Raw genomic sequence first — 20999 nt, 5'->3', positions numbered from 1 at the left:
GGGGCCGGGGCCGTACCCGACTCGGGGCGCGACGGACCGGCGGTGACCGGGGGCGTAGCCGGCGCGGGGCGCGGGGGCGCGGTCGCTGCCGGGCGCCGGGCCGGGGCCGTACCGGTTTCCGGGCGGGGGGTGCCGTTCGGCGGGGGCGGCGGGGGTGGGGTGAGGTGGGTGGTGAGGGAGGCCAGGGCGCTTTGGGGAGGGGGTGCGGGGGCCGCGGCGCGGGGGGTCCCGGGAGGGGGGAGGGTTTCTGTGACGCGGGGCGTGCGGGGGTTCTCTTCGCTGGTCATCCCGCCCCCTGCTCCCGCCGACAATGCCCGCCACTCTACGGGCTGTTCCCCGCCGCGCGGGAACCGAGGGGTACCGGCCCTCCTGACGGTCTGGCAAGCTCGGGCCATGACTCCCCGTGCCGCCGACCGGGCCCGGTACGACCGGGCCACCGCCGCTCTCGACGCGCCGCTGGCGCTCGTCGACCTGGAGGCGTTCGACGCCAACGCGGACGATCTGGTGCGGCGGGCGAACGGCAAGCCGATCCGGGTGGCGAGCAAGTCCGTGCGGTGCCGGGCGCTCCTGGAGCGGGTCCTCGCGCGGGACGGCTTCGCCGGGATCATGTCGTTCACGCTCGCCGAGTCGCTGTGGCTGGCGCGGGCCGGGTTCGACGACGTGCTGCTCGCCTATCCGTCGGCGGACCGGGCCTCCTTCGCGGAGCTGGCGCGGGACCCGAAGCTCGCCGCCGCGGTGACGGTGACGGTCGACGACGTGGCCCAGCTGGAGCTGATCGACGCGGCGCGGGCGGGCGGCACCGAGGAGGTGCGGGTCTGCCTGGAGATGGACACGGCGCTGCGGCTGCTGGGCGGCCGGGTGCGGATCGGGGCCCTGCGGTCGCCGGCGCGGACGCCCGCGCAGCTGGCCGAGCTGGCCCGGTCGGTGGTCCGGCGGCCGGGCTTCCGGCTGGTCGGGCTGATGGCGTACGAGGGGCACGTGGCGGGTGTCGGGGACGCGGTGGCCGGCCGGCCGCTGCGGTCCCGGGCGGTCCGGGCGATGCAGGCGGTGGCCCGCCGGGAGCTGGCCGAGCGGCGGGCGGCGGTGGTCGGGGCCGTACGGGCGGTGGCGCCGGACCTGGAGTTCGTGAACGGCGGCGGCACCGGCAGCGTGCAGCACACGGCCGCGGAGTCGGCGGTCACCGAGATCGCCGCCGGGTCGGGGCTGTACGTGCCCCGGCTCTTCGACGGCTACTCGTCCTTCAGCGGCCGGCCGGCGGCGCTCTTCGCGCTGCCGGTGGTGCGGCGGCCCGGCGTCGGGGTCGTCACGGTGCTCGGCGGCGGCTATCCGGCGTCCGGCGCGGCCGGGCGGGACCGGCTGCCCGTGCCGTACCTCCCGGAGGGGTTGCGCTACGACCCGCGGGAGGGGCCGGGCGAGGTGCAGACCCCGCTGCTCGGCTCGCCGGCCGACGACCTGCGGATCGGCGACAAGGTGTGGTTCCGGCACGCGAAGGCCGGCGAGCTGTGCGAGCGGTTCGACGCCCTGCGCCTGGTGGCGGGCGACCGTGTGGTGGACACGGTGCCCACCTACCGGGGCGAGGGCCGCACGTTCCTGTAGGGCCTACAGGGGCGTCACGTACGCGCCCGAGATGCCGCCGTCGACGAGGAAGTCGGCGGCGTTGACGAACGAGGAGTCGTCGCTGGCGAGGAAGGCGACGGCCGCCGCGATCTCCTCCGCCTCGGCGAACCGGCCGACCGGGATGTGCACGAGCCGGCGGGCGGCCCGCTCCGGGTCCTTGGCGAACAGCTCCCGGAGGAGCGGGGTGTTGACCGGGCCGGGGCAGAGCGCGTTGACCCGGATGCCCTCGCGGGCGAACTGCACGCCGAGCTCGCGGGACATGGCGAGGACGCCTCCCTTGGAGGCGGTGTAGGAGATCTGGCTGGTCGCCGCGCCCATGATCGCGACGAACGAGGCGGTGTTGATGATGGAGCCCCGGCCCTGGCGGCGCATGTAGGGCAGGGCGGCCTTGCAGCAGAGGTAGACGGAGGTGAGGTTGACGTCCTGGACGCGCTTCCACGCCTCCAGTCCGGTCTCCAGGATGGAGTCGTCGTCGGGCGGGGAGATGCCGGCGTTGTTGAAGGCGATGTCGACGGAGCCGTAGGTCTCGAAGGCGGTGCGGAACAGCGCCTCGACCTCCTCCGGGTCGGTGACGTCGACCTTGACGAAGGTGCCGCCGACGGCCTCGGCGGCCGCCTTCCCGGCCCGCTCGTCGATGTCGCCGCAGACGACGTGCGCGCCCTCGGAGGCGAGGCGGCGGGCGGTGGCGAGGCCGATGCCGCTGCCGGCGCCGGTGATGACGGCGGTGCGGCCGACGAGCCGGCGGCAGATGATCTCTTCGGTGGTCATGGTCAGCCTTCCGTGCTGATGAAGACGTTCTTGGTCTCGGTGAAGGCGGTCAGGGCGTCGGGGCCGAGTTCGCGGCCGAGGCCGGACTGGCGGAAGCCGCCGAAGGGGGTCCAGTAGCGCACGCTGGAGTGGGAGTTGACGGAGAGGTTGCCGGCCCGGACGGCGCGGGAGGCGCGCAGGGCGCGGCCGACGTCGCGGGTCCAGATCGAGCCGGAGAGGCCGTACGGGGTGGCGTTGGCCAGCCGGATCGCGTCGGCCTCGTCCTCGAAGGGGAGGACGACGGCGACGGGGCCGAAGATCTCCTCGACGGCGCAGGGGGCGTCCTCGGGGACGCCGGTGAGGACGGTCGGCGGGAACCAGAAGCCGGGCCCCTCGGGGGCCTTGCCGCGGACGGCCTCGGCGGTCTCGGGGACGTAGGAGCGGACCCGGTCGAGCTGGGCGCGGGAGATGAGCGGCCCCATCTGGGTCCGCTCGTCGAGCGGGTCGCCGACGACGGTCGCCTCGACGGCGGGGGCGAGCAGCTCCAGGAAGCGGTCGTGGACGGCGCGCTGCACGAGGATCCGGGTGCGGGCGCAGCAGTCCTGGCCGCTGTTGTCGAGGAAGGCCATGGGGGCGGCGGCGGCCGCGGCCTCGACGTCCGCGTCGGCGAAGACGATGTTGGGGCTCTTGCCGCCGAGTTCGAGGGTGAGGCGCTTCACCTGGTCGGCGGCCCTGGCCATGATCGTCTTGCCGGTGCGGGTGGAACCGGTGAAGACGATCTTGGCGACGCCGGGGTGCTCGACGAGGGCGTTCCCGGCGACCGGGCCCTCTCCGGGGAGCACCTGGAGGAGGTGCGCGGGGAGGCCGGCCTCCAGGGCGAGTTCGGCGAGGCGCAGGGCGGTGAGGGGGGTGGTCTCGGCCGGTTTGAGGAGGACGGCGTTGCCCGCGGCGAGGGCGGGGGCGAAGGCCCAGGCGGCGATCGGCATCGGGAAGTTCCAGGGCGCGATGACGCCGATGACGCCGAGGGGTTCGAGGAGGGTGACGTCGAGGCCGCCGGGGACGGGGATCTGGCGGCCGTTCAGGCGCTCGACCCCGCCGGCCGCGTAGTCGAGGAGGTCGCGGACGTTGCCCGCCTCCCAGCGGGCGTTGCCGATCGTGTGCCCGGCCTCGCGGACCTCCAGGAGGGCGAGCTCCTCGGTGTGGGCGTCGAGGACGGCGGCGAAGCGGCGGACCAGCCGGGCGCGGTCGCCGCGGGCGGCGGCGGCCCGGGCGGCCTGGGCGGCGGCGGCCCGGGCGACGGCCGCGTCGACGTCGGCCGGGGTGGCGGCGGGGACGGTGGCGACGAGTTCCTCGGTCGCCGGGTTCAGTACCCGGAGTTCGGTGGGCAAGGGGCTCGGTCCTCTCAGAGGCGTTCGAAGGAGCGGCGCAGTTCCCAGTCCGTGACCGCCGCGTCGAAGGCGGCGAGTTCGACGCGGGCCATGGTGCGGTAGTGGGCGACGACCTCGGCGCCGAAGGCCTCCTTGGCGATCTCGCTGGTCTCCCAGAGTTCGGCGGCCTCGCGCAGGGTGGTGGGGACGTGGGCGAGGTCGGCGGCGTAGGCGTTGCCGGCGCAGGGCGGGGGGAGTTCGAGGCCGCGCTCGATGCCGTGCAGGCCGGCGGCGACCATGGCGGCGACGGCGAGGTAGGGGTTGGCGTCCCCGCCGGGGACGCGGTTCTCGAAGCGGGTGGAGGGGCCGTGGCCGACGACCCGGAAGGCGCAGGTGCGGTTGTCGTGGCCCCAGGCGACGGCGGTGGGGGCGAAGGAGCCGGGCTGGAACCGCTTGTAGGAGTTGATGTTGGGGGCGAGGAGGAGGGAGAGGTCGCGGAGGGCGGCGAGCTGTCCGGCGAGGAAGTGCCGCATGGTCGCCGACATCCCGTGCGGGTCGTCGCCCGCCATGACGTTGGTGCCGGCCGCGTCCTGGAGGGAGAGGTGGATGTGGCAGGAGTTGCCCTCGCGCTCGTTGTACTTGGCCATGAAGGTGAGCGAGACGCCCTCCTGGGCGGCGATCTCCTTGGCGCCGGTCTTGTAGACGGCGTGCTGGTCGCAGGTGACGAGCGCCTCGTCGTAGCGGAAGGCGATCTCGTGCTGACCGGGGTTGCACTCGCCCTTGGCGGACTCGACGGTGAGCCCGGCGGCGGCCATCTCGTTGCGGATGCGGCGCAGCAGGGGCTCGACGCGGCCGCCGCCGAGGATCGAGTAGTCGATGTTGTACTGGTTGGCCGGGGTCAGGCCCCGGTAGCCGGCGTCCCACGCCTGTTCGTAGGTGTCCTTGAAGACGATGAACTCCAGCTCGGTGCCGACGTGGGCGGTGAGGCCGTGGGCGGCGAGGCGGTCGAGCTGGCGGCGGAGGATCTGGCGCGGGGCGGCGACGACGGGCGAGCCGTCGGCCCAGGTCAGGTCGGCGGTGACCAGGGCGGTGGCCTCGTTCCAGGGGACCCGGCGCAGCGTGGCGAGGTCGGGGCGCATGGCGAAGTCGCCGTAGCCGGAGTCCCAGGAGGACATGGCGTAGCCGTCGACGGTGTTCATCTCGGTGTCGACGGCGAGGAGGTAGTTGCAGCCCTCGGAGCCGTGGGCGAGGACCTCGTCGAGGAAGAAGGGGGCGGCGAAGCGCTTCCCCTGGAGCCGGCCCTGCATGTCCGGGAAGGCCAGGACGACGGTGTCGATCGCGCCGTCCGCCACGAGCGCGCGCAGCTCCTCGACGGTCAGCGGGGGTGTGCGGTCTGCCACGGGACGACTCTCCTCGTTCGGCTGCCGGGAGTCATAAGGTATGGGGCAAGACCATTGCTTGGGAAGCGTCAGGGGCAGGGGTGACGAGAAGTGATCCGTACGAGTGAACCGGCCGGGCCGGCCGACCGGTTGACGCCGGTCCTGCGCCCGGTCCGGGCCGGCAACGGCTTCGAGGAGGCCCTGGAGCAGCTCCTCCAGGTGGTCCGCCTGGGCCTGGTCCCGGACGGCGAACGGCTGCCCGCCGAGCGGGAGCTGGCCGACCGGATGGGGATCAGCCGGGTGACGCTCCGCGAGGTCCTGAAGGTGCTCCAGGAGCAGGGCCTGGTGGAGAGCCGGCGCGGCCGGTACGGCGGCACGTTCGTGCTGCCCCGCCCCCAGGACCCGGACGGGGCGGAGCTGCGCCGCCGGATCGCCGCCGTCGACATGGAGGACGCGCTGCGCTTCCGGGAGGTTCTGGAGGTCGGGGCGGCCGGGCTCTGCGCCGCGCACGGCCTGGACGCGGCGGGCGGGGAGCGGCTGCGGGCGGCGCTCGCGGCCACCCGTGACGCGCCGCCGGCCGGCTACCGGCGCCGGGACACGCTGCTCCACCTCACGCTGGCCGAGCTCTCCGGCTCCCCCACCCTGACCGCCCAGTACGCGGCGGTCCGCGCGACCGTCAACGACCTGCTGGACTGCATCCCGCTCCTCGTACGCAATCTGGAGCACTCCCAGCACCAGCACACCGCGCTGGTGGAGGCGGTCCTGGAGGGCGACGCGGACACCGCGCGCGAGGTGGCGCGGGAGCACTGCGCGGGGACGGCGGCGCTGCTGCGCGGCTTCCTGGCGTGAAAGGTACGTCCTCGGTCCATTGACGTGCGCGACGTCCTAGAGTCGGCGCACGTCCCGCGAGTCCCAGGAGGCAGCACCGTGACGAAGCCGCTCATCGGCGTGACGACCTATCTCGACCGGGCGCGCTGGGGGGTGTGGGACATGCCGGCGGCGCTGCTGGCCGCGCGGTACCCGCGGTACGTGCGGGAGGGCGGCGGTCTGGTCGCGATGCTGCCGCCGGACGGGCCGGGCGCGGCGGCCGCCGTGGTGGCCCGGGTGGACGCCCTGGTGGTGGCGGGCGGGGCGGACGTGGAGCCCGTGCGGTACGGCGCCGAGCCCGACCCGCGGACCGGCCCGCCGGCGCGGGAGCGGGACGACTGGGAGCTGGCCCTGATCGACGCGGCCCTCGCCTCCGGCACCCCGCTGCTCGGCGTCTGCCGGGGGATGCAGCTGCTCAACGTGGCCCTGGGCGGGACGCTGACGCAGCACCTGGACGGGCACGTGGGGGCGGAGGGGGTGATGGGCCTGCACCCGGTGAAGCCGGTGCCGGGGACGCTGTACGCCTCCCTCGTCCCCGAGCAGGCCGAGGTGCCGACCTACCACCACCAGGCCGTGGACCGGCTCGGCGCGGGGCTGGTGGCCTCGGCGTACGCGGAGGACGGCACGGTGGAGGCCGTCGAGCTCGATGAGCCGGCCTGGGCCCTCGGGGTGCAGTGGCACCCGGAGATGGGCGAGGACTTCCGGATCGTCCGGGGGCTCGTCCGGGCGGCGGCGGAGGCGACCGTACGCCGGTGAGCGGGGTGCGCGGGGCGGCCGGGGTGGGCGGTCCGGCCGCCCCGCGGTTCGGGGGCCGCGGTCAGGCGGCGGGGGTGGTGGCGGCGACCGCGCGGCGGCCGAGGACCACGTAGAGGAGGGTGGCGACGGCCATGCCGACCGGCAGCGAGAGGTCCATGCCGACCGCGGCGGCGACCGGGCCGGTGTAGACGCTGTCGACGCACAGGGCGCCCGCGGCGAGACCGCCGAACAGGGCGGTCGCGCCCGCCCCGTTGACGCCGCCGGTGTACCAGAAGGGGCTGCCGGGGGTCTCGTCGGCGAGGGCCGCGGCGTCGTAGCGGTTGCGGCGCAGCACGATGTCGGTGGCGTAGACGCACATCATCGGGCCGGTGAGGACGGTGATCACCTGGAGGGCGTTGCTGACGGTGTCCAGGAAGTTGGAGACGAGCAGCGCGTAGAGGGTGAGCGCGACGGCGACGGCCCCGTCGAAGAGGACGCTGACGGTGCGGCGGATCCGCAGGCCCACGGCCTGGAGGGCGAGTCCCGCGCTGTAGGCGGTGAGGGCGTTGATCGCGATGGTGCCGAGCACCAGGGACAGCAGGAACACCGGAACGAACCAGCCCGGCAGGATGGCCTGGAGCGCCGTCTGCGGGTCCGTCATGTCGACGGCGGTGGCGGCGAGGGCGCCGAGCGAACAGACCACGACGCTCGGCAGGAACGCGCCGAGCGCGGTCCACAGGGTGATCGCGCGCGGCGAGCTGTCGCGGGGCAGGTAGCGGGAGAAGTCGGCGCTCGTCGTGTACGAGAGCGGGCCCGAGGCGATCATCGTGGTGCCCGCGATCAGCACGGCCCACAGCGTGGGGCCGGAGAGCGGCTCGGCGGGGGCGTACGCGAGGTCGGCGTGGCGGAGGACGGCGACGGCGACGACGGCGAAGGCCGCGCTCAGGGCGAGCGTGATCGGCAGGTAGAGCTTGACGATCAGGGCGTGGCCGTAGACGGAGATGGTCAGCGTGAGGGCGGCGATGACCACCACGACCAGGGCCTTGACCGGGGTGTTCGCCGGGATGCCGGCCTTCTCCACGAGGGCGAAGGCGGCGGTCGCGGCGGCGGCCAGGTTGAGGGCGAAGTAGCAGACGGAGACCAGCCAGCCGCCGACCGCGTTGTTCACGCGGTTGCCGAGGACGCCGTAGAGGGCGCGGGTGACGACCTCGCTGGGCGCGCCCGCCGCCGGGCCCGAGGTGGCGAGCACGCCGGTGAGCACCCAGAAGAGGTTGCCGACCGCGATCACGCCGATCGCCTGCCACAGGGTGAGCCCCATGAGGACCAGCGCGCCGCCGATGACGAGGCTGAGGTAGTTGACGTTCGCCGCCGCCCAGACGGAGAAGAGCTCGCGGGGGTGCCCGTGGCGCTCGGCGTCCGGGATGTGGTCGATGCCGTGGGCCTCGACGCGGCCGGGCCGGTCACCGGCCGGCAGGGGTGCCCGCTCGCGCTCTGTCCCGGGGCGCGGGTCGGGGATCGTGGAAGCCATGCGGCCCTCCGGTGCGTGATTGCCCACCTGGTTGCTTATTGGTCGCACACTCAATAGCATCGCCGGTATGTCGTCAAGCGTCCAGCGCAAGCGAATCCGGAAATCACCCGAGGCCCGGCGGGCGGAGATCGTCGCGACCGCCGCGCGGATCGCCCTCACCGAGGGACTGGAGTGCGTCACCCTGCGGCGGGTCGCCGAGGAACTGACGGTCAGGCCCGGCCTGATCAGCCATTACTTCCCCTCGGCCGAGGATCTGGTGGCCGAGGCGTTCTCCGTCGCGGCCCTCGGCGAGCTGGACACCCTGCTGCCCCAGGAGCGCCCGGACGGCACCCCGGCGCAGTACCTGGCGCGCTACTTCGCGCTGTCGTCCGGCGAGGCCTACGACGACATCAGCCGCCTCTGGATCAACGCCCGGCACCTGAGCCGCTACCGGCCCGTCCTGCGGGACGTCGTCACGCGGATGGAGCTGGCCTCCGACGACCGGCTGGAGGCCCTGATCCTCGACGGCGTCGCCCGCGGCGAGTTCCGCACCGACGAGGCGCGGTCGGCGGCCATCCAGATCCTGGTCGTCCTCGACGGCCTCGGCGCCCACGCCAACTCGGACCGCACCGACCGCCCCGCGGCCGTGACCCGCCTCGCCCTCAGCACGGCGGAGCGCGCCCTCGCCCTCCCGCACGGCACCCTGGACGCCCCCGGCGCCACCGGCACCCTCCCGCTCGACTTCTCCCCCACGGAGGCGGCCGAGGCGGCGGTACCGCGCGCGGCGGCGCAGGCCGCGGAGGCGGCAGCGGCGGTGTCGGCACAGGCCGCGGCGCCGGAAGCGGCCGCCAGCACGGCGGCAGCCGGCGCCTGAGCTGCGGCGGGGCCTGGACTCCGCCCGCGCCCGACCTCCACCGGCGCCCTCCGGCGGCGCCGGGCCAGGCGGTGCCCCGACCTCGCCGGGTGCGGCCCCGGCCGCGCCCCGCGCCGGGGCGCCCGCCCCGGCGCGTACCGCGTCCACCCCCCTCTCGTACCACCACCGCAAGGAGTTCCACCGTGTCCAGCCGACTCGTCCTCCACTCCGCACGACTGCTCGATCCCGCCACCGGGGGCTTCCTCGCGGCGAGCGCGCTCGCCGTGGACGGGGAGGGGCGGATCGTCGCCCTCGGCGACGACCGTGAGGTGCGGGCGCTCGCCGGGGCCGCGACGACCGTCGTCGACCTCAAGGGCGCCGTCGTCACGCCCGGCCTCGTCGACGGGCACGTGCACCCCGTGACCGGCGCCGAGCTGACCGGCGGCCTCGACCTCTCCGGCTGCGCCGACCTCGGCGACGTACGGGAGGCGCTCGCGCGCGAGGTGCGCGGGCTCGGGCGGGGCGAGTGGCTGTTCGCGTGGGGGCTCGACCCGAACGTCTTCGGCGACGAGCCGGTCGGCGTCGCGCCCTTCGACGCCGTCCTCGACGGGGTGCCCGCCTTCCTGCTGCTCTTCGACGCGCACTCCGCGCTCGCCTCCCGCCGGGCCCTCGAACTCGCCGGGATCGACGGCCCGCGCACCTTCGCCCAGGCGTCCGCCGAGATCGTCTGCGACGCCGACGGGCGCCCCACCGGACTGCTCCAGGAGGACGCCGCCTGCGAGCTGGTCGAGCGGGTCGCCCCGCAGCCCACCCGCGCGGAGCGCCTGGAGCGGCTGGCGTCGGCGCTCGACGCCATGGCGGCGTCCGGACTGACCGGCGGCCACGTCATGGACGCCAACAGCGACAGCCTCGACCTCTTCGCCGAACTCGACGCCGCCGGCCGGCTGCCGCTGCGGCTGCGCGTGGCCCCCTGGTGCCAGCCCGGCACCGACGCGGACGGCGTCCGCGAGCTGATCGCCCTCCAGGGCCGGGGCGGCGACCTGTGGCGGGTCGCCGGCGTGAAGCTCTTCATGGACGGCACGATCGACAACGGCACGGCGTGGCTGGAGCGGCCCGACTGCCACGGCGAGTCCACCCACGCGTTCTGGCCGGAGCCGGAGGCGTACACGGAGATCATCGGCGCGCTGCACCGCGCCGGGGTGGCGACCGCGACCCACGCCATCGGCGACGCCGCCGTCCGGCACGTCCTCGACTCGGTCGAGAAGGCGCGGGCCACCGGCGGCGACCCGGCGGTACGCCATCGGGTCGAGCACATCGAGACCGTCCCGGACGACACCCTGCGCCGCTTCGCCGAACTGGGCGTGGTCGCCTCGATGCAGCCCACCCACTGCTGCGACTTCACCCGCGCCGACCACACCGACAACTGGTCCCGCCGGCTCGGCGAGGAGCGCGCCGGACGCGCCTGGCGCTGCCGTGACCTGGTCGACTCCGGGGCCACCGTGGTGCTCGGCTCGGACTGGCCGATCGCCCCCTTCCCGCCCCTGGGCGTACTGGCCGGCGCCGTGCACCGCCGCCCGTCCCGCGACCTGGCCCAGCCGCCGCACGGCCCCGAGCAGGCGCTGACCGCGCTGGAGGCGCTGCGCGGCCTCACGACGGGCCCGGCCCACGCGGCGGGCGAGGAGCGGCACGCCGGAAGCCTCGCCCTCGGCCACCGCGCCGACCTGACGGTCCTCGCCGCCGACCCGCTCACCACCCCGGCCGCGGACCTGCCGGACGTCCCGGTGCTCCTGACGACCGTGGACGGGCGCGTCACCCACCGGGCGCAGGGGCTGTAGGGGGTACCGGCCCCGGGCCCGCCCCACGCGTCACGGCGCGCGGGGCGAGGCCGGGCGACCGAGGAAGCCAGCCGAGTCGAGCGGGCCGAGCAGGCCGAGCGACGGTCTCTCAGCCACCCGGGCGGCCGTGGCGGCTCCCGGCTGCCGCGGTCAGGCCCCGGCGAGAACTCCCGCCACCACAGCCAGGCCAGACCAGGCCCCGATCACGCCTCCCCGCCACCACGGCCAGGCCCCGATCACGACCCAGGCCGCCCGGTGCACCGATCACGACCCAGGCCGCCCGGTCAGGCCCGGGTCAGGGAGAGGAGGTCGCGGGCCGGGCCGGTGGGGCGGTGGCCGGTGGGCCAGACGGCGCGGAGGTCGCGCCTGAGGTGGGCGCCGGCGACCGGGACGGCTACCAGGCGGCGGGAGGACAACTCCTCGGCGATCGCCAGTTCGCTGAGCACCGCCGGGCCCGCGCCGCTGACCGCCGCCGCCTTCACCGCGGTGGTGGAGGCCAGTTCGAGCAGCGGCCGGGCCAGCCCGCCGTGCCCGGCGAGGGCCGCGTCGAGGACCTGCCGGGTGCCCGAGCCGTGCTCCCGCAGCACCAGCGGGGTACCGGCCAGCTCGGCCGGGTCGATCGGCTTCCGGCGGCGGGCCCACGGATGCGAGGGCGCCACGACCACGGCCAGCCGGTCGTGGGCGACGACCGTGCCGTCGAGCCCGTCCGGTACGGCCAGGCCCTCGACGAACCCGAGGTCCGCCTCCCCCGCGAGCAGCCGTTCCGCGACCACCGCCGAGTTCCCCGCCTGGAGCGACACGGCGGTGTCCGGCCGCTCCGCGCGCAGCGCGATCAGCCAGCCCGGCAGCAGGTACTCGGCGATCGTCATGGAGGCGACCACCCGCAGCCGCGAGTCCCGCCGCCCGCGCAGCGCCTGCACCCCCGCGTCGAACGCCTCCGCCGACTCGACGATCCGCCGCGCCCAGTCGGTGACCAGCGCGCCCGCGTCGGTGAGCCGGGAGCCGCGCGGCGAGCGGTCGACGAGCGCCACGCCGAGCTGCCGCTCCATGGACCGGATCCGGCTGCTGGCCGCGGGCTGGGTGATGCCCACCTCGCGGGCGGCGGCGCCGAGGCTGCCGTGCCGGGCGACGGCGAGGAGCAGTTCGAGGGCGCCGAGGTCGGGCACGCGGTGCGAGAGGTGCGCGGTCACGGAACCGGAGGCCGTACCGGCACCGGAGGCGGTACCGCCCGAGCCCGCGCCCGTGACCCCACTGCCGCCGGCCGCCGCGATCGCCCGCGCGGCCGTCCGCCGCTCAGCGGCCCCCGAGGCCTCGGAGGCCCCGGAGGTCCCGGAGACGCCGCCCCCGCCCGCCCCGATGCCCCGCTCCGTCGGCCCCGCGCTGTCGTCCCGCTCCCTGCTCATAAAGCCAGCTTATGACGTCATAGCCACATGATCCCTGGTGGGGGCCCTGACCAGGGGAGACGGTGGAGCCATGGCAAGCCTCGCACCCTCCGGCCCCCTCGTCGGCGCCACCGCGCCCGACGTCCGCGTCTCCCGATCGGTCCGTCACCTCGGACCGAACTGGTACGCCTCCGTGATGGGCACCTCCGTCGTCGGCACCGCGGGCGCCGCGCTGCCCGTCGCCGTGCCCGGTCTCCGTACCGTCTGCACCGCCGTCTGGGCGCTGTCGCTCGCGATGCTGCTGACCCTGCTCGCGGCCCGGGCCGCGCACTGGAGCCGCCACCGCGACCAGGCCCGCGCCCATCTCCTCGACCCGGCGATGGCACCCTTCTACGGCTGTCTGTCCATGGCGCTGCTCGCCGTCGGCGGCGGCACGCTGACGCTCGGCCGGGACTGGATCGGACTCCCGGCGGCGGTCGCCCTCGACACCGTCCTGTTCACCGCCGGCACCGTCGTGGGCCTCGTGGCGGCCGTCGCCGTGCCCTACCTGATGGTGGTCCGGCACCGCATCGAGCACGCCTCCCCCGTCTGGCTGCTGCCGGTCGTCGCGCCCATGGTCTCCGCCGCGCTCGGCCCGCTGCTCCTCCCCCACCTGCCCGAGGGACAGGCCCGGCAGACCCTCCTCCTCGCCTGCTACGCGATGTTCGGGATCAGCCTGCTGGCCACCCTGGTGATGCTGCCGCTGGTCTTCGGCCGGCTGGTCGTCACCGGACCGCTGCCGCTCGCCCTGACCCCGACCCTCTTCCTCGTCCTCGGCCCGCTCGGCCAGTCGACCACCGCCGCCAACGCCTTCGCCGACTCCGCCGCCGGCGTGCTGCCCGAGCCCTACGCCCACGGCTTCGGCGCCTTCGCCGTCCTCTACGGCGTGCCCGTCATGGGCTTCGCGCTGCTGTGGCTGGCGCTGGCCGGGGCGATGGTGGTGCGGGCCCGGCGCGCGGGCATGGGCTTCGCGATGACCTGGTGGGCCTTCACCTTCCCCGTCGGCACCTGCGTCACCGGCGCCGAGGGTCTCGCCCGGCACACCGGACTCGAAGCCTTCCGCTGGCTGGCCGTCGCCCTGTACGTCCTCCTGGCCGCGGCCTGGCTGGTGGCCGGGGTCCACACCCTGCGCGGCCTGGTCAGCGGAGCGCTGCTCGCAGGGCCCGCCCCAGCAGCCGCGGCGCCCGCGTCAGCGACGGCCCGTACCAGGTGAGCATCCGCCCGTCGACGAGCGCGGCGGCGGTCCCGGGGAACGCCTCGGGGCCGTCGTCCGCCGTGAAGCGGTACGGCTCGTCCGGGAGGACCACCAGGCGCGGTCCGGCCGCGGTCAGCTCGGCGAGCGGCACCTTCGGATAGCGCTCCTCGTGGTCCGCGTACAGGTTGCGGACCCCGAGGCGGGCCAGCAGGTCGCCGGCGAAGGTGTCCCGGCCGAGCACCATCCAGGGCCGCCGCCAGATCGGCACGACGGCGGTGACGTCCTCCCCGACCGGTTCGACCGCGTCCCACTCCTCCTCCGCCTCCGCCAGCCAGCGCGGACGGCGGGGCGCGCCGCAGGCGGCGAGGACGTCCCCGAGGACGTCCAGCCCCTGGTCGAGGGTGCGGACCTCGGTCACGAGGACCTCGGCGCCGGCGGCCCGCAGGGCCTCCAGGTCGGGGGCGCGGTTCTCCTCCTCGTTGGCGAGGACGAGGTCCGGGCGCAGCGCGAGGACCGCGGGCACGTCGGGGTTCTTGGTGCCGCCGATCCGGGCGACGTCGAGCCCGGCGGGATGCGAGCACCAGTCGGTGGCGCCGACGAGCAGCCCGGGCGCGGTGACGGCGACGGCCTCGGTCAGCGACGGGACGAGCGACACGACCCGGGGCGTCCGCCCCCTGAGCCGGGTCACTCCTCCTCGACCTCGACGTGCTCGGCGACGGCGACGACCAGCAGGCGGGTGCCCGGCTCGGTGGCGCGCCAGCGGTGCCGGACGCCGCCGGAGAGGTACAGGGTGTCGCCCCGGCCGAGCCGGTGGGCGCGGCCCTCGGCCTCGACCTCGGCGGCGCCGTCGGCGACGTACAGCAGCTCGTCGTTGCGGTGCTGGAACTCGCGGCCCGCGTCCTGCTCGCCGGTGAACTCCAGAGCGTGCAGCTGGTGCCGTCCGCGGACCAGGCGCCGCACCCCGTCGGGCAGGTCGGCGGTGCCCTCGTCGGCGCGGACCACGTCGACGGTGCGGGCGGCCTCGGCGGCGGCGAGGAGTTCGGCCGCGCTGGTCTGGAGGGCCTCGGCGACCAGTTCGAGGGAGCGGCGGCTGGGGCGGGCGCGCTCGTTCTCGATCTGGCTGAGGAAGGGCACCGAGAGGCCGCTGCGGGAGGCGACGACGGCCAGGGTGAGCTGGAGGGCCCGGCGGCGCCTCTTGACGGCCGCGCCCACGCGGGGTGCTTCCTTCTCGTCCATGGCGGCTCCCTCCCTCTGCTGGCTGCCTCGTCGCGTACCGGCCGGTTATCCGAACCTTACGCAGCTTTGGGCCGGGGTTTCGCGTCGTGGCGGAAAGGGTGCGGGAACGAGACGCGGAAGGGGGCGGCCGCCGAACACGTTCGGCGACCGCCCCCTTCCGGCGGGTGAGGTCCGTCCTACTGCGGGGCGAGCCGCTCCGCGAGGCCGGGCCGGGCGTCGAGCCAGGTCCGGACGGCCTGCTGCTCCTTGCCCTTGCCGGTCTCCTGGATCTCCGCCTCCAGGCCCGTGAGCTCCTTCTCGGTGAGCTTGAAGTCCTTCAGCCAGGCGCCGACCTCGGGGTTGTCCGCGCCGAAGCCCTTGCGGGCGAGGGTGTGGACGCCGTCGCCCTCGCCCCACACGCCCTTCGGGTCGGCGAGCTTCGTCAGCTCGTGGGCGGAGTAGGCCCAGTGCGGCGACCAGAGGGTGACGACGACCGGTTCCTTCCGCTCGTACGCGCGCTTCAGCTCGGCGAGCATGCCGGGCGTCGAGCCGTCGACGACCTCGTACTCGCCCTCCAGGCCGTACTCCTTGAGCACCTTGTCCTTGAGGATGCCCATCATCCCGGCGCTGGGCTCGATGCCGACGATCCGGCCCTTGAAGCGGTCGCCCTTGCCCTTGAGGTCGGCGAGGGACTTCACGTCCTTCACGTACGAGGGGACGGACAGCTCCAGGGAGGTCGGGCCGTACCAGGAACCGAGGTCCTCCAGCTTGTCGCCGTACTTCTCCAGGTAGGAGGCGTGGGTGACGGGCAGCCAGGCGTCGGTCTGGAAGTCGAGCTGCCCGCCGGCCAGGCCGGTGTAGAGCGCGCCGGCCTCCAGCTGCTTCGTCTCCACCTCGTAGCCGCGGCGCTCCAGGAGCTCCTTCCACAGGTAGGTGGAGGCGATGCCCTCGTCCCAGGGGATGTAGCCGATGCTGATCTTCTTGCCGTGACCGGCGCCCGCGCCGGCGGCGGACGTCGAGGTGGCGCCGGAGCCGCCGAGGAAGCCGGAGCCGCCCGCGACGAGCGCGAGGACGACGATGCCGACGAGCGCGGTGACGGGCTGCGGGCGGTGCGCCCACAGCTGCGCGGTGCGGCGCCGGGCGGTCGCGGCGCGGGCCTTCGCGAGGGCGCGGCGGCCGAGCGGGGAGACCTGCCGGCCGAGCGCGCCGGTCATCCGGTCGAGGTACATGGCGAGGACGACGATGGAGACGCCCGCCTCGAAACCGAGGCCGATGTCGACGTTTCCGATGGCCTTGTACACGGCGCCGCCGAGCCCGCCGCCGCCGACCATGCCGGCGATGACGACCATGGAGAGGCCGAGCATGATGACCTGGTTGACGCCGGCCATGATCGTCGGCACGGCGAGCGGCAGCTGGACCCGCAGCAGGGTGTCGCGCGGGGTGGTGCCGAACGCCTCGGCCGCCTCGACGAGTTCGGCGTCGACCTGACGGATGCCCAGCTCGGTCATGCGCACGCCGGGCGGCAGCGCGAAGACGATGGTGGCGATGATGCCGGGGACGACTCCGACGCCGAAGAAGATGATGCCGGGGATGAGGTAGACCATCGCCGGCATGGTCTGCATGAAGTCGAGGACCGGCCGCAGCACGGCGCTGACGGTCTTCGACCGGGCCGCCCAGATGCCGAGCGGGACGGCGATGACCAGGGTGACGAGGGTGGCGACGAGGACCAGCGAGAGCGTCGCCATCGCCTCGTCCCACAGCTGGACGGAGTCGACGAGCGCGAGGCCGGCGAAGGAGAGGGCACCGGCGGCGAGACCGCGCAGCCACCAGGCCACGACGGCGAGGATGCCCGCGAAGAGCAGCGGCTGCGGCGCCGACAGGACGGCGTCGATGCCGTCGTAGAGGCCGGTGATGCCCGTGCTGATGGCGTCGAACAGCCAGGAGAACCGGGACTGGAGCCAGTCGACGGAACCGTCGACCCAGGAACCGAGGGGCAGCTCAGGCATGCGCGGTCACCTCCTCGGCCGAGAGCCCGCCCATCACGGCGAGAAGCCTCTCCTTCTGTACGACTCCGAGGGTCGCCCCGCCGGCGTCCCGGACGGTCACCGGGTGCGGGCCCGCCGCGGCGAGCGCGCACAGGTCGGCGAGGAGCGTGTCGGGGCCCGCGACCGGGGCGTCCGGGTCGGCGGGGCCGTCGGACGCCGTCATCACGGCGGAGGCGGTGAGCACGCGGGAGCGGTCGACGTCCTGGATGAAGGAGGCCACGTAGTCGTCGGCGGGCCGGACGAGGATGTCCTCGGCGGAGCCCAGCTGCACGATCCGGCCGCCGCGCATGACGGCGACGCGGTCGCCGATGCGCATGGCCTCGTTCAGGTCGTGGGTGATGAAGACGATGGTCTTCTTCAGCTTCTTCTGGAGCACCAGCAGCTGGTCCTGCATGTCGCGGCGGATCAGCGGGTCGAGGGCGCTGAAGGACTCGTCCATGAGCAGCAGGTCGGCGTCGGTGGCGAGCGCCCGGGCCAGGCCCACGCGCTGCTGCATGCCGCCGGAGAGCTCGTCCGGCCAGGACTTCTCCCAGCCGGCCAGGCCGCACAGCTCCAGCGCCTCGGCGGCGCGCTTCTCGCGCTCGGCGCGCGGGACGCCCTGGACCTCCAGGCCGTAGCCGGCGTTCTCCAGGACGGTGCGGTGCGGGAAGAGCGCGAAGTGCTGGAAGACCATGCTGATCCGGCGGGAGCGGACCTCGCGCAGCGCGCGGGGGGAGAGCGCGGTGAGATCGTCGCCGTCGAAGAGGACGCGGCCCGCGGTCGGTTCGAGCAGGCCGTTCAGCATGCGCAGCAGGGTGGACTTGCCGGAACCCGAGAGGCCCATGACCACGAAGATCTGACCCGGTTCGACCACGAACGACGCGTCGACGACGGCGGCGGTGACGCCGTCCTCGCGCAGTTCGTCGCGGTCGGCGCCGTTCACGAGCGCGCGGACGGCCGCGGTCTCGTCGGCGGGGCGTCTGGCGAACACCTTGAACAGGTGGTCGGCCTGGAGCCTGGACACATTCACCTCACGGATAGCAGGGAAAACGGCCCGCCACCCCCGCGACCGGGCCGTTGGAGCGGGGCGGGATCTGCCCGCGACACCCGTCGCGTACGGGGCCCATTGCTCGGGGCCCCTTACCGGGTCCGCTCCGGGCACGCGCCTGCCCCGGGCCCAGGGGGGCAAACGCAAAGGTGACGGGGGTCACGAGCGGGTGGTGGGGGCGGGGCGGTCGGAGAGGGTGCTGGGGGTGGGGCGGTCGGCGGGGGTGGCGGCGGTCGTCAGGGGTGGGGGTGGTCGGCGGCGCACAGGGGGGGCGACGGGGCGCGGGTGGTCGGCGGGCGTGGGGGTGGTCGGCGGGCGTGGGGGTGGGCTCGCTCGGCGAAGCCGGGTACGGGGCGTCCGCTCCCGCGGCGGGTCCGGGGACGTCGGGCCGGGTACGGGGCGTCCGCCGCCGCGGCGGGTCCGGGGACGTCGGGCCGGGCGCTGTCGGTGGGGTGCGGCATGATCGGGGGGTGACGCGACGCCTGATGCTCCTGGACACCGCCAGCCTCTACTTCCGCGCGTACTTCGGCGTGCCGGACTCGGTCCGGGCCCCGGACGGGACGCCGGTGAACGCCGTGCGCGGGCTGCTCGACTTCATCGGCCGACTGGTGCACGACCACCGGCCGGACGACCTCGTGGCCTGCTGGGACGACGACTGGCGGCCGCAGTGGCGGGTGGACCTCATCCCCTCCTACAAGGCGCACCGGGTCGCCGTCGAGACGGAGACCGGACCGGACGAGGAGGAGGTCCCGGACACGCTCTCCCCGCAGGTGCCGGTGATCGAGGAGGTCCTCGCGGCGCTCGGCATCGCCCGGATCGGGGCGGCGGGCTACGAGGCGGACGACGTGATCGGCACGCTGACGGAGCGGGCGAAGGGCCCGGTCGACATCGTCACCGGCGACCGCGACCTCTTCCAGCTGGTCGACGACGCCCGGGCGGTCCGGGTGCTGTACCCGCGCAAGGGCGTCGGCGACTGCGACCTGGTGGACGACGAGCTGATCCGTACGAAGTACGGGGTGCGGCCCGGCCAGTACGCGGACTTCGCCGCCCTCCGCGGCGACGCCAGCGACGGCCTGCCCGGCGTGAAGGGCATCGGCGAGAAGACCGCCGCACAGCTGATCACCGAGTACGGCGACCTGGCCGGCGTCCGGACGGCGGCCGAGGACCGCACCTCCCGGCTCACCCCCGCCAAGCGGCGCGGGATCGTGGAGGCGGCGTCCTACCTGGACGTGGCGCCGACGGTGGTCCGGGTCGCGCGCGACGTGCCGCTCCCCGACTTCGACCCGGCCCTCCCCGCGGCCCCCCGCGACCCGGTCGCGCTGGACGCCCTGGCGGCCCGCTGGGGCCTGGGCGGGGCCGTCGGCCGGCTCCTCGCGGTGCTCGCGGGCGGCCGCGCGGGGGCGTGACCGACCGGGGGCGCCGACTGACGCGACCCGCCCGGGGATGCTAACTTAGGCATACCTAAGCTACTGGCGTGCCCGGGCCCCGGGCACGCCGAGGCGCTGGTGTGCCTCACCGCATCACCCCCAGGCAGTCAGGAGAGTCCGCCGTGGCAGAGCAGCCGGCCCGCAAGGCCCCCAGGGCCACCGAAGCGCTCGTCGTGCGCACCGAGCGGATCACCCCGCACATGGTGCGCGTCGTGCTCGGCGGCCCGGGGCTGGACGGTTTCGACGCCGACACCTTCACCGACCACTACGTGAAGCTGCTCTTCGCCCCCGAGGGCGTCTCCTATCCGGAACCCTTCGACATGGAGCGCATCCGGGCCGAGTACCCGCGCGAGCAGTGGCCGACCACCCGCACGTACACGGTGCGCGCCTGGGACCCGGTCCACCGCGAGCTGACGCTGGACTTCGTGGTCCACGGCGACGAGGGCCTGGCCGGCCCCTGGGCGGCCCGCGCCCAGGTCGGCGAGACGGTACGGTTCCTCGGCCCCGGCGGCGGCTACGCCCCGGACCCGGCGGCGGACTGGCACCTCCTCGTCGGCGACGAGAGCGCGCTGCCGGCGATCGGGGTGGCCCTGGAGCGGCTGCCCGCGGGCGCCCTCGTGCACGCCTTCATCGAGGTCGAGGACGCGAGCGACGAGCAGAAGTTCGCGACCGAGGCCGGCATCGAGGTGACCTGGCTGCACCGCGCCGGCCGCCCGGCCGGCGCGGCGCTCGTCGAGGCCGTCCGCGCGCTGGACTTCCCGGCGGGCGACGTGCACGCCTTCGTCCACGGCGAGGCGGGCTTCGTGAAGGAACTCCGCCGCCACCTGCGCATGGAGCGCGGGGTGGAGCGCGAGCGCCTGTCCATCTCGGGCTACTGGCGCCTGGGCAAGACGGACGAGGCGTGGCGCGCGATCAAGCGCGAGTGGAACGAGCAGGTCGAGCGGGAGCAGGAGCCCCCGCAGGCCGCCTGACCGACAGGCGTCCGACCGACAGACATCCACCGGGAGGGGTGGGGGGGCCGACGGGCCCCTCCACCCCTCCGTCGTCCGCTCCCCCGGGCCTACTCCTTCTCCTTCTCCCCCTCCGTCCCCTTCTCCCCCTTGCCGCCGAAGAGGCGGTCCGAGGCGTCGATCTGGGCGAGGCGGCGGAGCGCAGCGAAGAGCGCGTCGCCGAGGACCGTGCCGACGGCGACGCTCTCGACCAGCTCCTCGCGGACCACGTGCCGCCCCACGTACTCCAGGTCGGCCCGGGCGACCCGCTCCGCCGCGTCCGCGTAGTCGTCGAGGACCTCGGCGAACCGCTCGTGGCCGACGGCCCCGAGCGCGGCGAGCGCGACGGCCAGCGCCTCGGCCGCCAGGCTGCCCGGGAAGCAGCGCCACTCCCGCTCGCGGATCAGCGCGTCGACCCGCTCGCGCGCCTCGACCAGCCCGCCGTCCTCCTCGCCGTCCCCCTCCTCGCCCTCCGCGGGCTCGCCGCCGTAGCGGGGCACCATGCGCTCGGCCGCCTCCCCGAGCAGCGCGTGCACTGGCCTCTCGGGGTCGTCGACGGCGGTGATCACCTCGCGCACGGCCGCCACGGACAGCCCGCCGACGTCCATCAGGGCGCGGATCAGGCGCAGCCGCCGCACGTGCGTCTCGTCGTACGCGGCCTGGTTCGGGCTCGTCAGCCGGCCGGCCGGGAGCAGCCCCTCCCGTACGTAGAACTTGATCGTGGGCACCGAGACCCCGGTCCTGCGGCTCAACTCACCGATGCGCACCGCGCG

The 20999-nt window shown here is 75.1% G+C and carries 18 protein-coding genes; 8 read left to right on the top strand and 10 right to left on the bottom strand.

All coding sequences use genetic code 11. The features are described from left to right. Positions 1-393: 393 nt before the first annotated feature. Positions 394-1596, top strand: a complete 1203-nt coding sequence (locus IE321_RS24045; protein ID WP_190224470.1) for an amino acid deaminase/aldolase — start codon at positions 394-396, stop codon at positions 1594-1596. A gap of 3 nt (positions 1597-1599) precedes the next feature. Here IE321_RS24045 and IE321_RS24040 read toward each other — a convergent pair whose 3' ends face one another. Genes IE321_RS24040 through IE321_RS24030 form a run of 3 tightly spaced genes read right to left on the bottom strand, consistent with a single transcriptional unit; the run spans position 1600 to position 5131 of the window. Next, a complete protein-coding gene (locus tag IE321_RS24040) occupies positions 1600-2385 on the bottom strand; it encodes a 3-oxoacyl-ACP reductase (protein ID WP_372470230.1) in 786 nt (261 codons plus the stop codon). 2 nt (positions 2386-2387) lie between these two features. Then, the gene (locus tag IE321_RS24035; RefSeq protein WP_373316636.1) at positions 2388-3800 is read right to left on the bottom strand and encodes an aldehyde dehydrogenase family protein; all 1413 of its coding nucleotides are present in this window, start codon (positions 3798-3800) and stop codon (positions 2388-2390) included. Further along, positions 3767-5131 carry a glutamine synthetase family protein gene (locus IE321_RS24030; protein WP_190224468.1) on the bottom strand — a complete coding sequence of 455 codons (1365 nt, stop codon included), beginning with the start codon at positions 5129-5131 and terminating at the stop codon, positions 3767-3769. The genes IE321_RS24035 and IE321_RS24030 overlap by 34 nt, the downstream gene beginning before the upstream one ends. Before the next feature lie 93 nt (positions 5132-5224). Between IE321_RS24030 and IE321_RS24025 the strand changes: the two genes are divergently transcribed. Beyond that, a complete protein-coding gene (locus IE321_RS24025; protein WP_043231563.1) occupies positions 5225-5959 on the top strand; it encodes a FadR/GntR family transcriptional regulator in 735 nt (244 codons plus the stop codon). A gap of 78 nt (positions 5960-6037) precedes the next feature. Next, the gene (locus tag IE321_RS24020) at positions 6038-6733 is read left to right on the top strand and encodes a gamma-glutamyl-gamma-aminobutyrate hydrolase family protein (protein ID WP_190224467.1); all 696 of its coding nucleotides are present in this window, start codon (positions 6038-6040) and stop codon (positions 6731-6733) included. 61 nt (positions 6734-6794) lie between these two features. On the opposite strand, the gene IE321_RS24015 is transcribed toward IE321_RS24020, so the two are convergent. Beyond that, positions 6795-8240, bottom strand: coding sequence for a purine-cytosine permease family protein (locus IE321_RS24015; protein ID WP_190224466.1), 1446 nt, complete (start codon positions 8238-8240; stop codon positions 6795-6797). A gap of 67 nt (positions 8241-8307) precedes the next feature. Between IE321_RS24015 and IE321_RS24010 the strand changes: the two genes are divergently transcribed. Then, complete coding sequence (locus IE321_RS24010) at positions 8308-9093, top strand: TetR/AcrR family transcriptional regulator (RefSeq protein ID WP_190224465.1); 786 nt, start codon at positions 8308-8310, stop codon at positions 9091-9093. A gap of 182 nt (positions 9094-9275) precedes the next feature. Beyond that, positions 9276-10907 carry an amidohydrolase gene (locus IE321_RS24005; RefSeq protein WP_190224464.1) on the top strand — a complete coding sequence of 544 codons (1632 nt, stop codon included), beginning with the start codon at positions 9276-9278 and terminating at the stop codon, positions 10905-10907. 284 nt (positions 10908-11191) lie between these two features. Here IE321_RS24005 and IE321_RS24000 read toward each other — a convergent pair whose 3' ends face one another. Beyond that, positions 11192-12310: a LysR family transcriptional regulator gene (locus IE321_RS24000; RefSeq protein ID WP_226651727.1), complete on the bottom strand. Its 1119-nt coding sequence runs from the start codon at positions 12308-12310 to the stop codon at positions 11192-11194. A 70-nt stretch (positions 12311-12380) separates the two neighbouring features. Between IE321_RS24000 and IE321_RS23995 the strand changes: the two genes are divergently transcribed. Beyond that, entirely contained in the window at positions 12381-13541 is a 1161-nt protein-coding gene (locus tag IE321_RS23995) for a TDT family transporter (RefSeq protein ID WP_190224463.1), read from the top strand. Here IE321_RS23995 and IE321_RS23990 read toward each other — a convergent pair. The 4 genes from IE321_RS23990 to IE321_RS23975 form a co-directional block, all read right to left on the bottom strand. After that, complete coding sequence (locus tag IE321_RS23990; protein WP_190224462.1) at positions 13468-14211, bottom strand: helical backbone metal receptor; 744 nt, start codon at positions 14209-14211, stop codon at positions 13468-13470. The genes IE321_RS23995 and IE321_RS23990 overlap by 74 nt on opposite strands. Continuing rightward, the gene (locus tag IE321_RS23985; RefSeq protein ID WP_043231541.1) at positions 14208-14759 is read right to left on the bottom strand and encodes a helix-turn-helix domain-containing protein; all 552 of its coding nucleotides are present in this window, start codon (positions 14757-14759) and stop codon (positions 14208-14210) included. The genes IE321_RS23990 and IE321_RS23985 overlap by 4 nt, the downstream gene beginning before the upstream one ends. A 176-nt stretch (positions 14760-14935) precedes the next feature. After that, positions 14936-16744 carry an ABC transporter permease/substrate binding protein gene (locus IE321_RS23980; RefSeq protein WP_190224461.1) on the bottom strand — a complete coding sequence of 603 codons (1809 nt, stop codon included), beginning with the start codon at positions 16742-16744 and terminating at the stop codon, positions 14936-14938. Further along, complete coding sequence (locus IE321_RS23975; protein ID WP_190224460.1) at positions 16737-17786, bottom strand: quaternary amine ABC transporter ATP-binding protein; 1050 nt, start codon at positions 17784-17786, stop codon at positions 16737-16739. Before IE321_RS23975 ends, IE321_RS23980 begins: the two co-directional genes overlap by 8 nt. A 509-nt stretch (positions 17787-18295) precedes the next feature. Between IE321_RS23975 and IE321_RS23970 the strand changes: the two genes are divergently transcribed. Together IE321_RS23970 and IE321_RS23965 are read left to right on the top strand one after the other, a co-directional pair. Continuing rightward, entirely contained in the window at positions 18296-19216 is a 921-nt protein-coding gene (locus tag IE321_RS23970) for a 5'-3' exonuclease (RefSeq protein ID WP_190224472.1), read from the top strand. 143 nt (positions 19217-19359) lie between these two features. Beyond that, positions 19360-20208 (top strand): siderophore-interacting protein, encoded by an 849-nt coding sequence (locus IE321_RS23965; protein ID WP_043232635.1) that lies wholly within the window; start codon positions 19360-19362, stop codon positions 20206-20208. Positions 20209-20297: 89 nt separating this feature from the next. Here IE321_RS23965 and IE321_RS23960 read toward each other — a convergent pair whose 3' ends face one another. Continuing rightward, positions 20298-20993 carry a MerR family transcriptional regulator gene (locus IE321_RS23960; RefSeq protein WP_190224459.1) on the bottom strand — a complete coding sequence of 232 codons (696 nt, stop codon included), beginning with the start codon at positions 20991-20993 and terminating at the stop codon, positions 20298-20300. Positions 20994-20999: the final 6 nt, after the last annotated feature.

Source organism: Streptomyces hydrogenans, from assembly GCF_014656075.1.
GTDB lineage: Bacteria > Actinomycetota > Actinomycetes > Streptomycetales > Streptomycetaceae > Streptomyces > Streptomyces hydrogenans.
The sequence above is the reverse complement of the archived record's forward strand: the minus strand, read 5'-3'. Positions and strand labels throughout refer to the sequence as shown.

Bases quoted from the DNA above. Each gene is read 5' to 3' on its own strand.
- IE321_RS24015 (WP_190224466.1), bottom strand. From the start codon at position 8,240: ATGGCTTCCACGATCCCCGACCCGCGCCCCGGGACAGAGCGCGAGCGG.
- IE321_RS23985 (WP_043231541.1), bottom strand. From the start codon at position 14,759: ATGGACGAGAAGGAAGCACCCCGCGTGGGCGCGGCCGTCAAGAGGCGC.
- IE321_RS24040 (WP_372470230.1), bottom strand. From the start codon at position 2,385: ATGACCACCGAAGAGATCATCTGCCGCCGGCTCGTCGGCCGCACCGCC.
- IE321_RS24010 (WP_190224465.1), top strand. From the start codon at position 8,308: ATGTCGTCAAGCGTCCAGCGCAAGCGAATCCGGAAATCACCCGAGGCC.
- IE321_RS24000 (WP_226651727.1), bottom strand. From the start codon at position 12,310: ATGAGCAGGGAGCGGGACGACAGCGCGGGGCCGACGGAGCGGGGCATC.
- IE321_RS23995 (WP_190224463.1), top strand. From the start codon at position 12,381: ATGGCAAGCCTCGCACCCTCCGGCCCCCTCGTCGGCGCCACCGCGCCC.
- IE321_RS23980 (WP_190224461.1), bottom strand. From the start codon at position 16,744: ATGCCTGAGCTGCCCCTCGGTTCCTGGGTCGACGGTTCCGTCGACTGG.
- IE321_RS23970 (WP_190224472.1), top strand. From the start codon at position 18,296: ATGCTCCTGGACACCGCCAGCCTCTACTTCCGCGCGTACTTCGGCGTG.
- IE321_RS24045 (WP_190224470.1), top strand. From the start codon at position 394: ATGACTCCCCGTGCCGCCGACCGGGCCCGGTACGACCGGGCCACCGCC.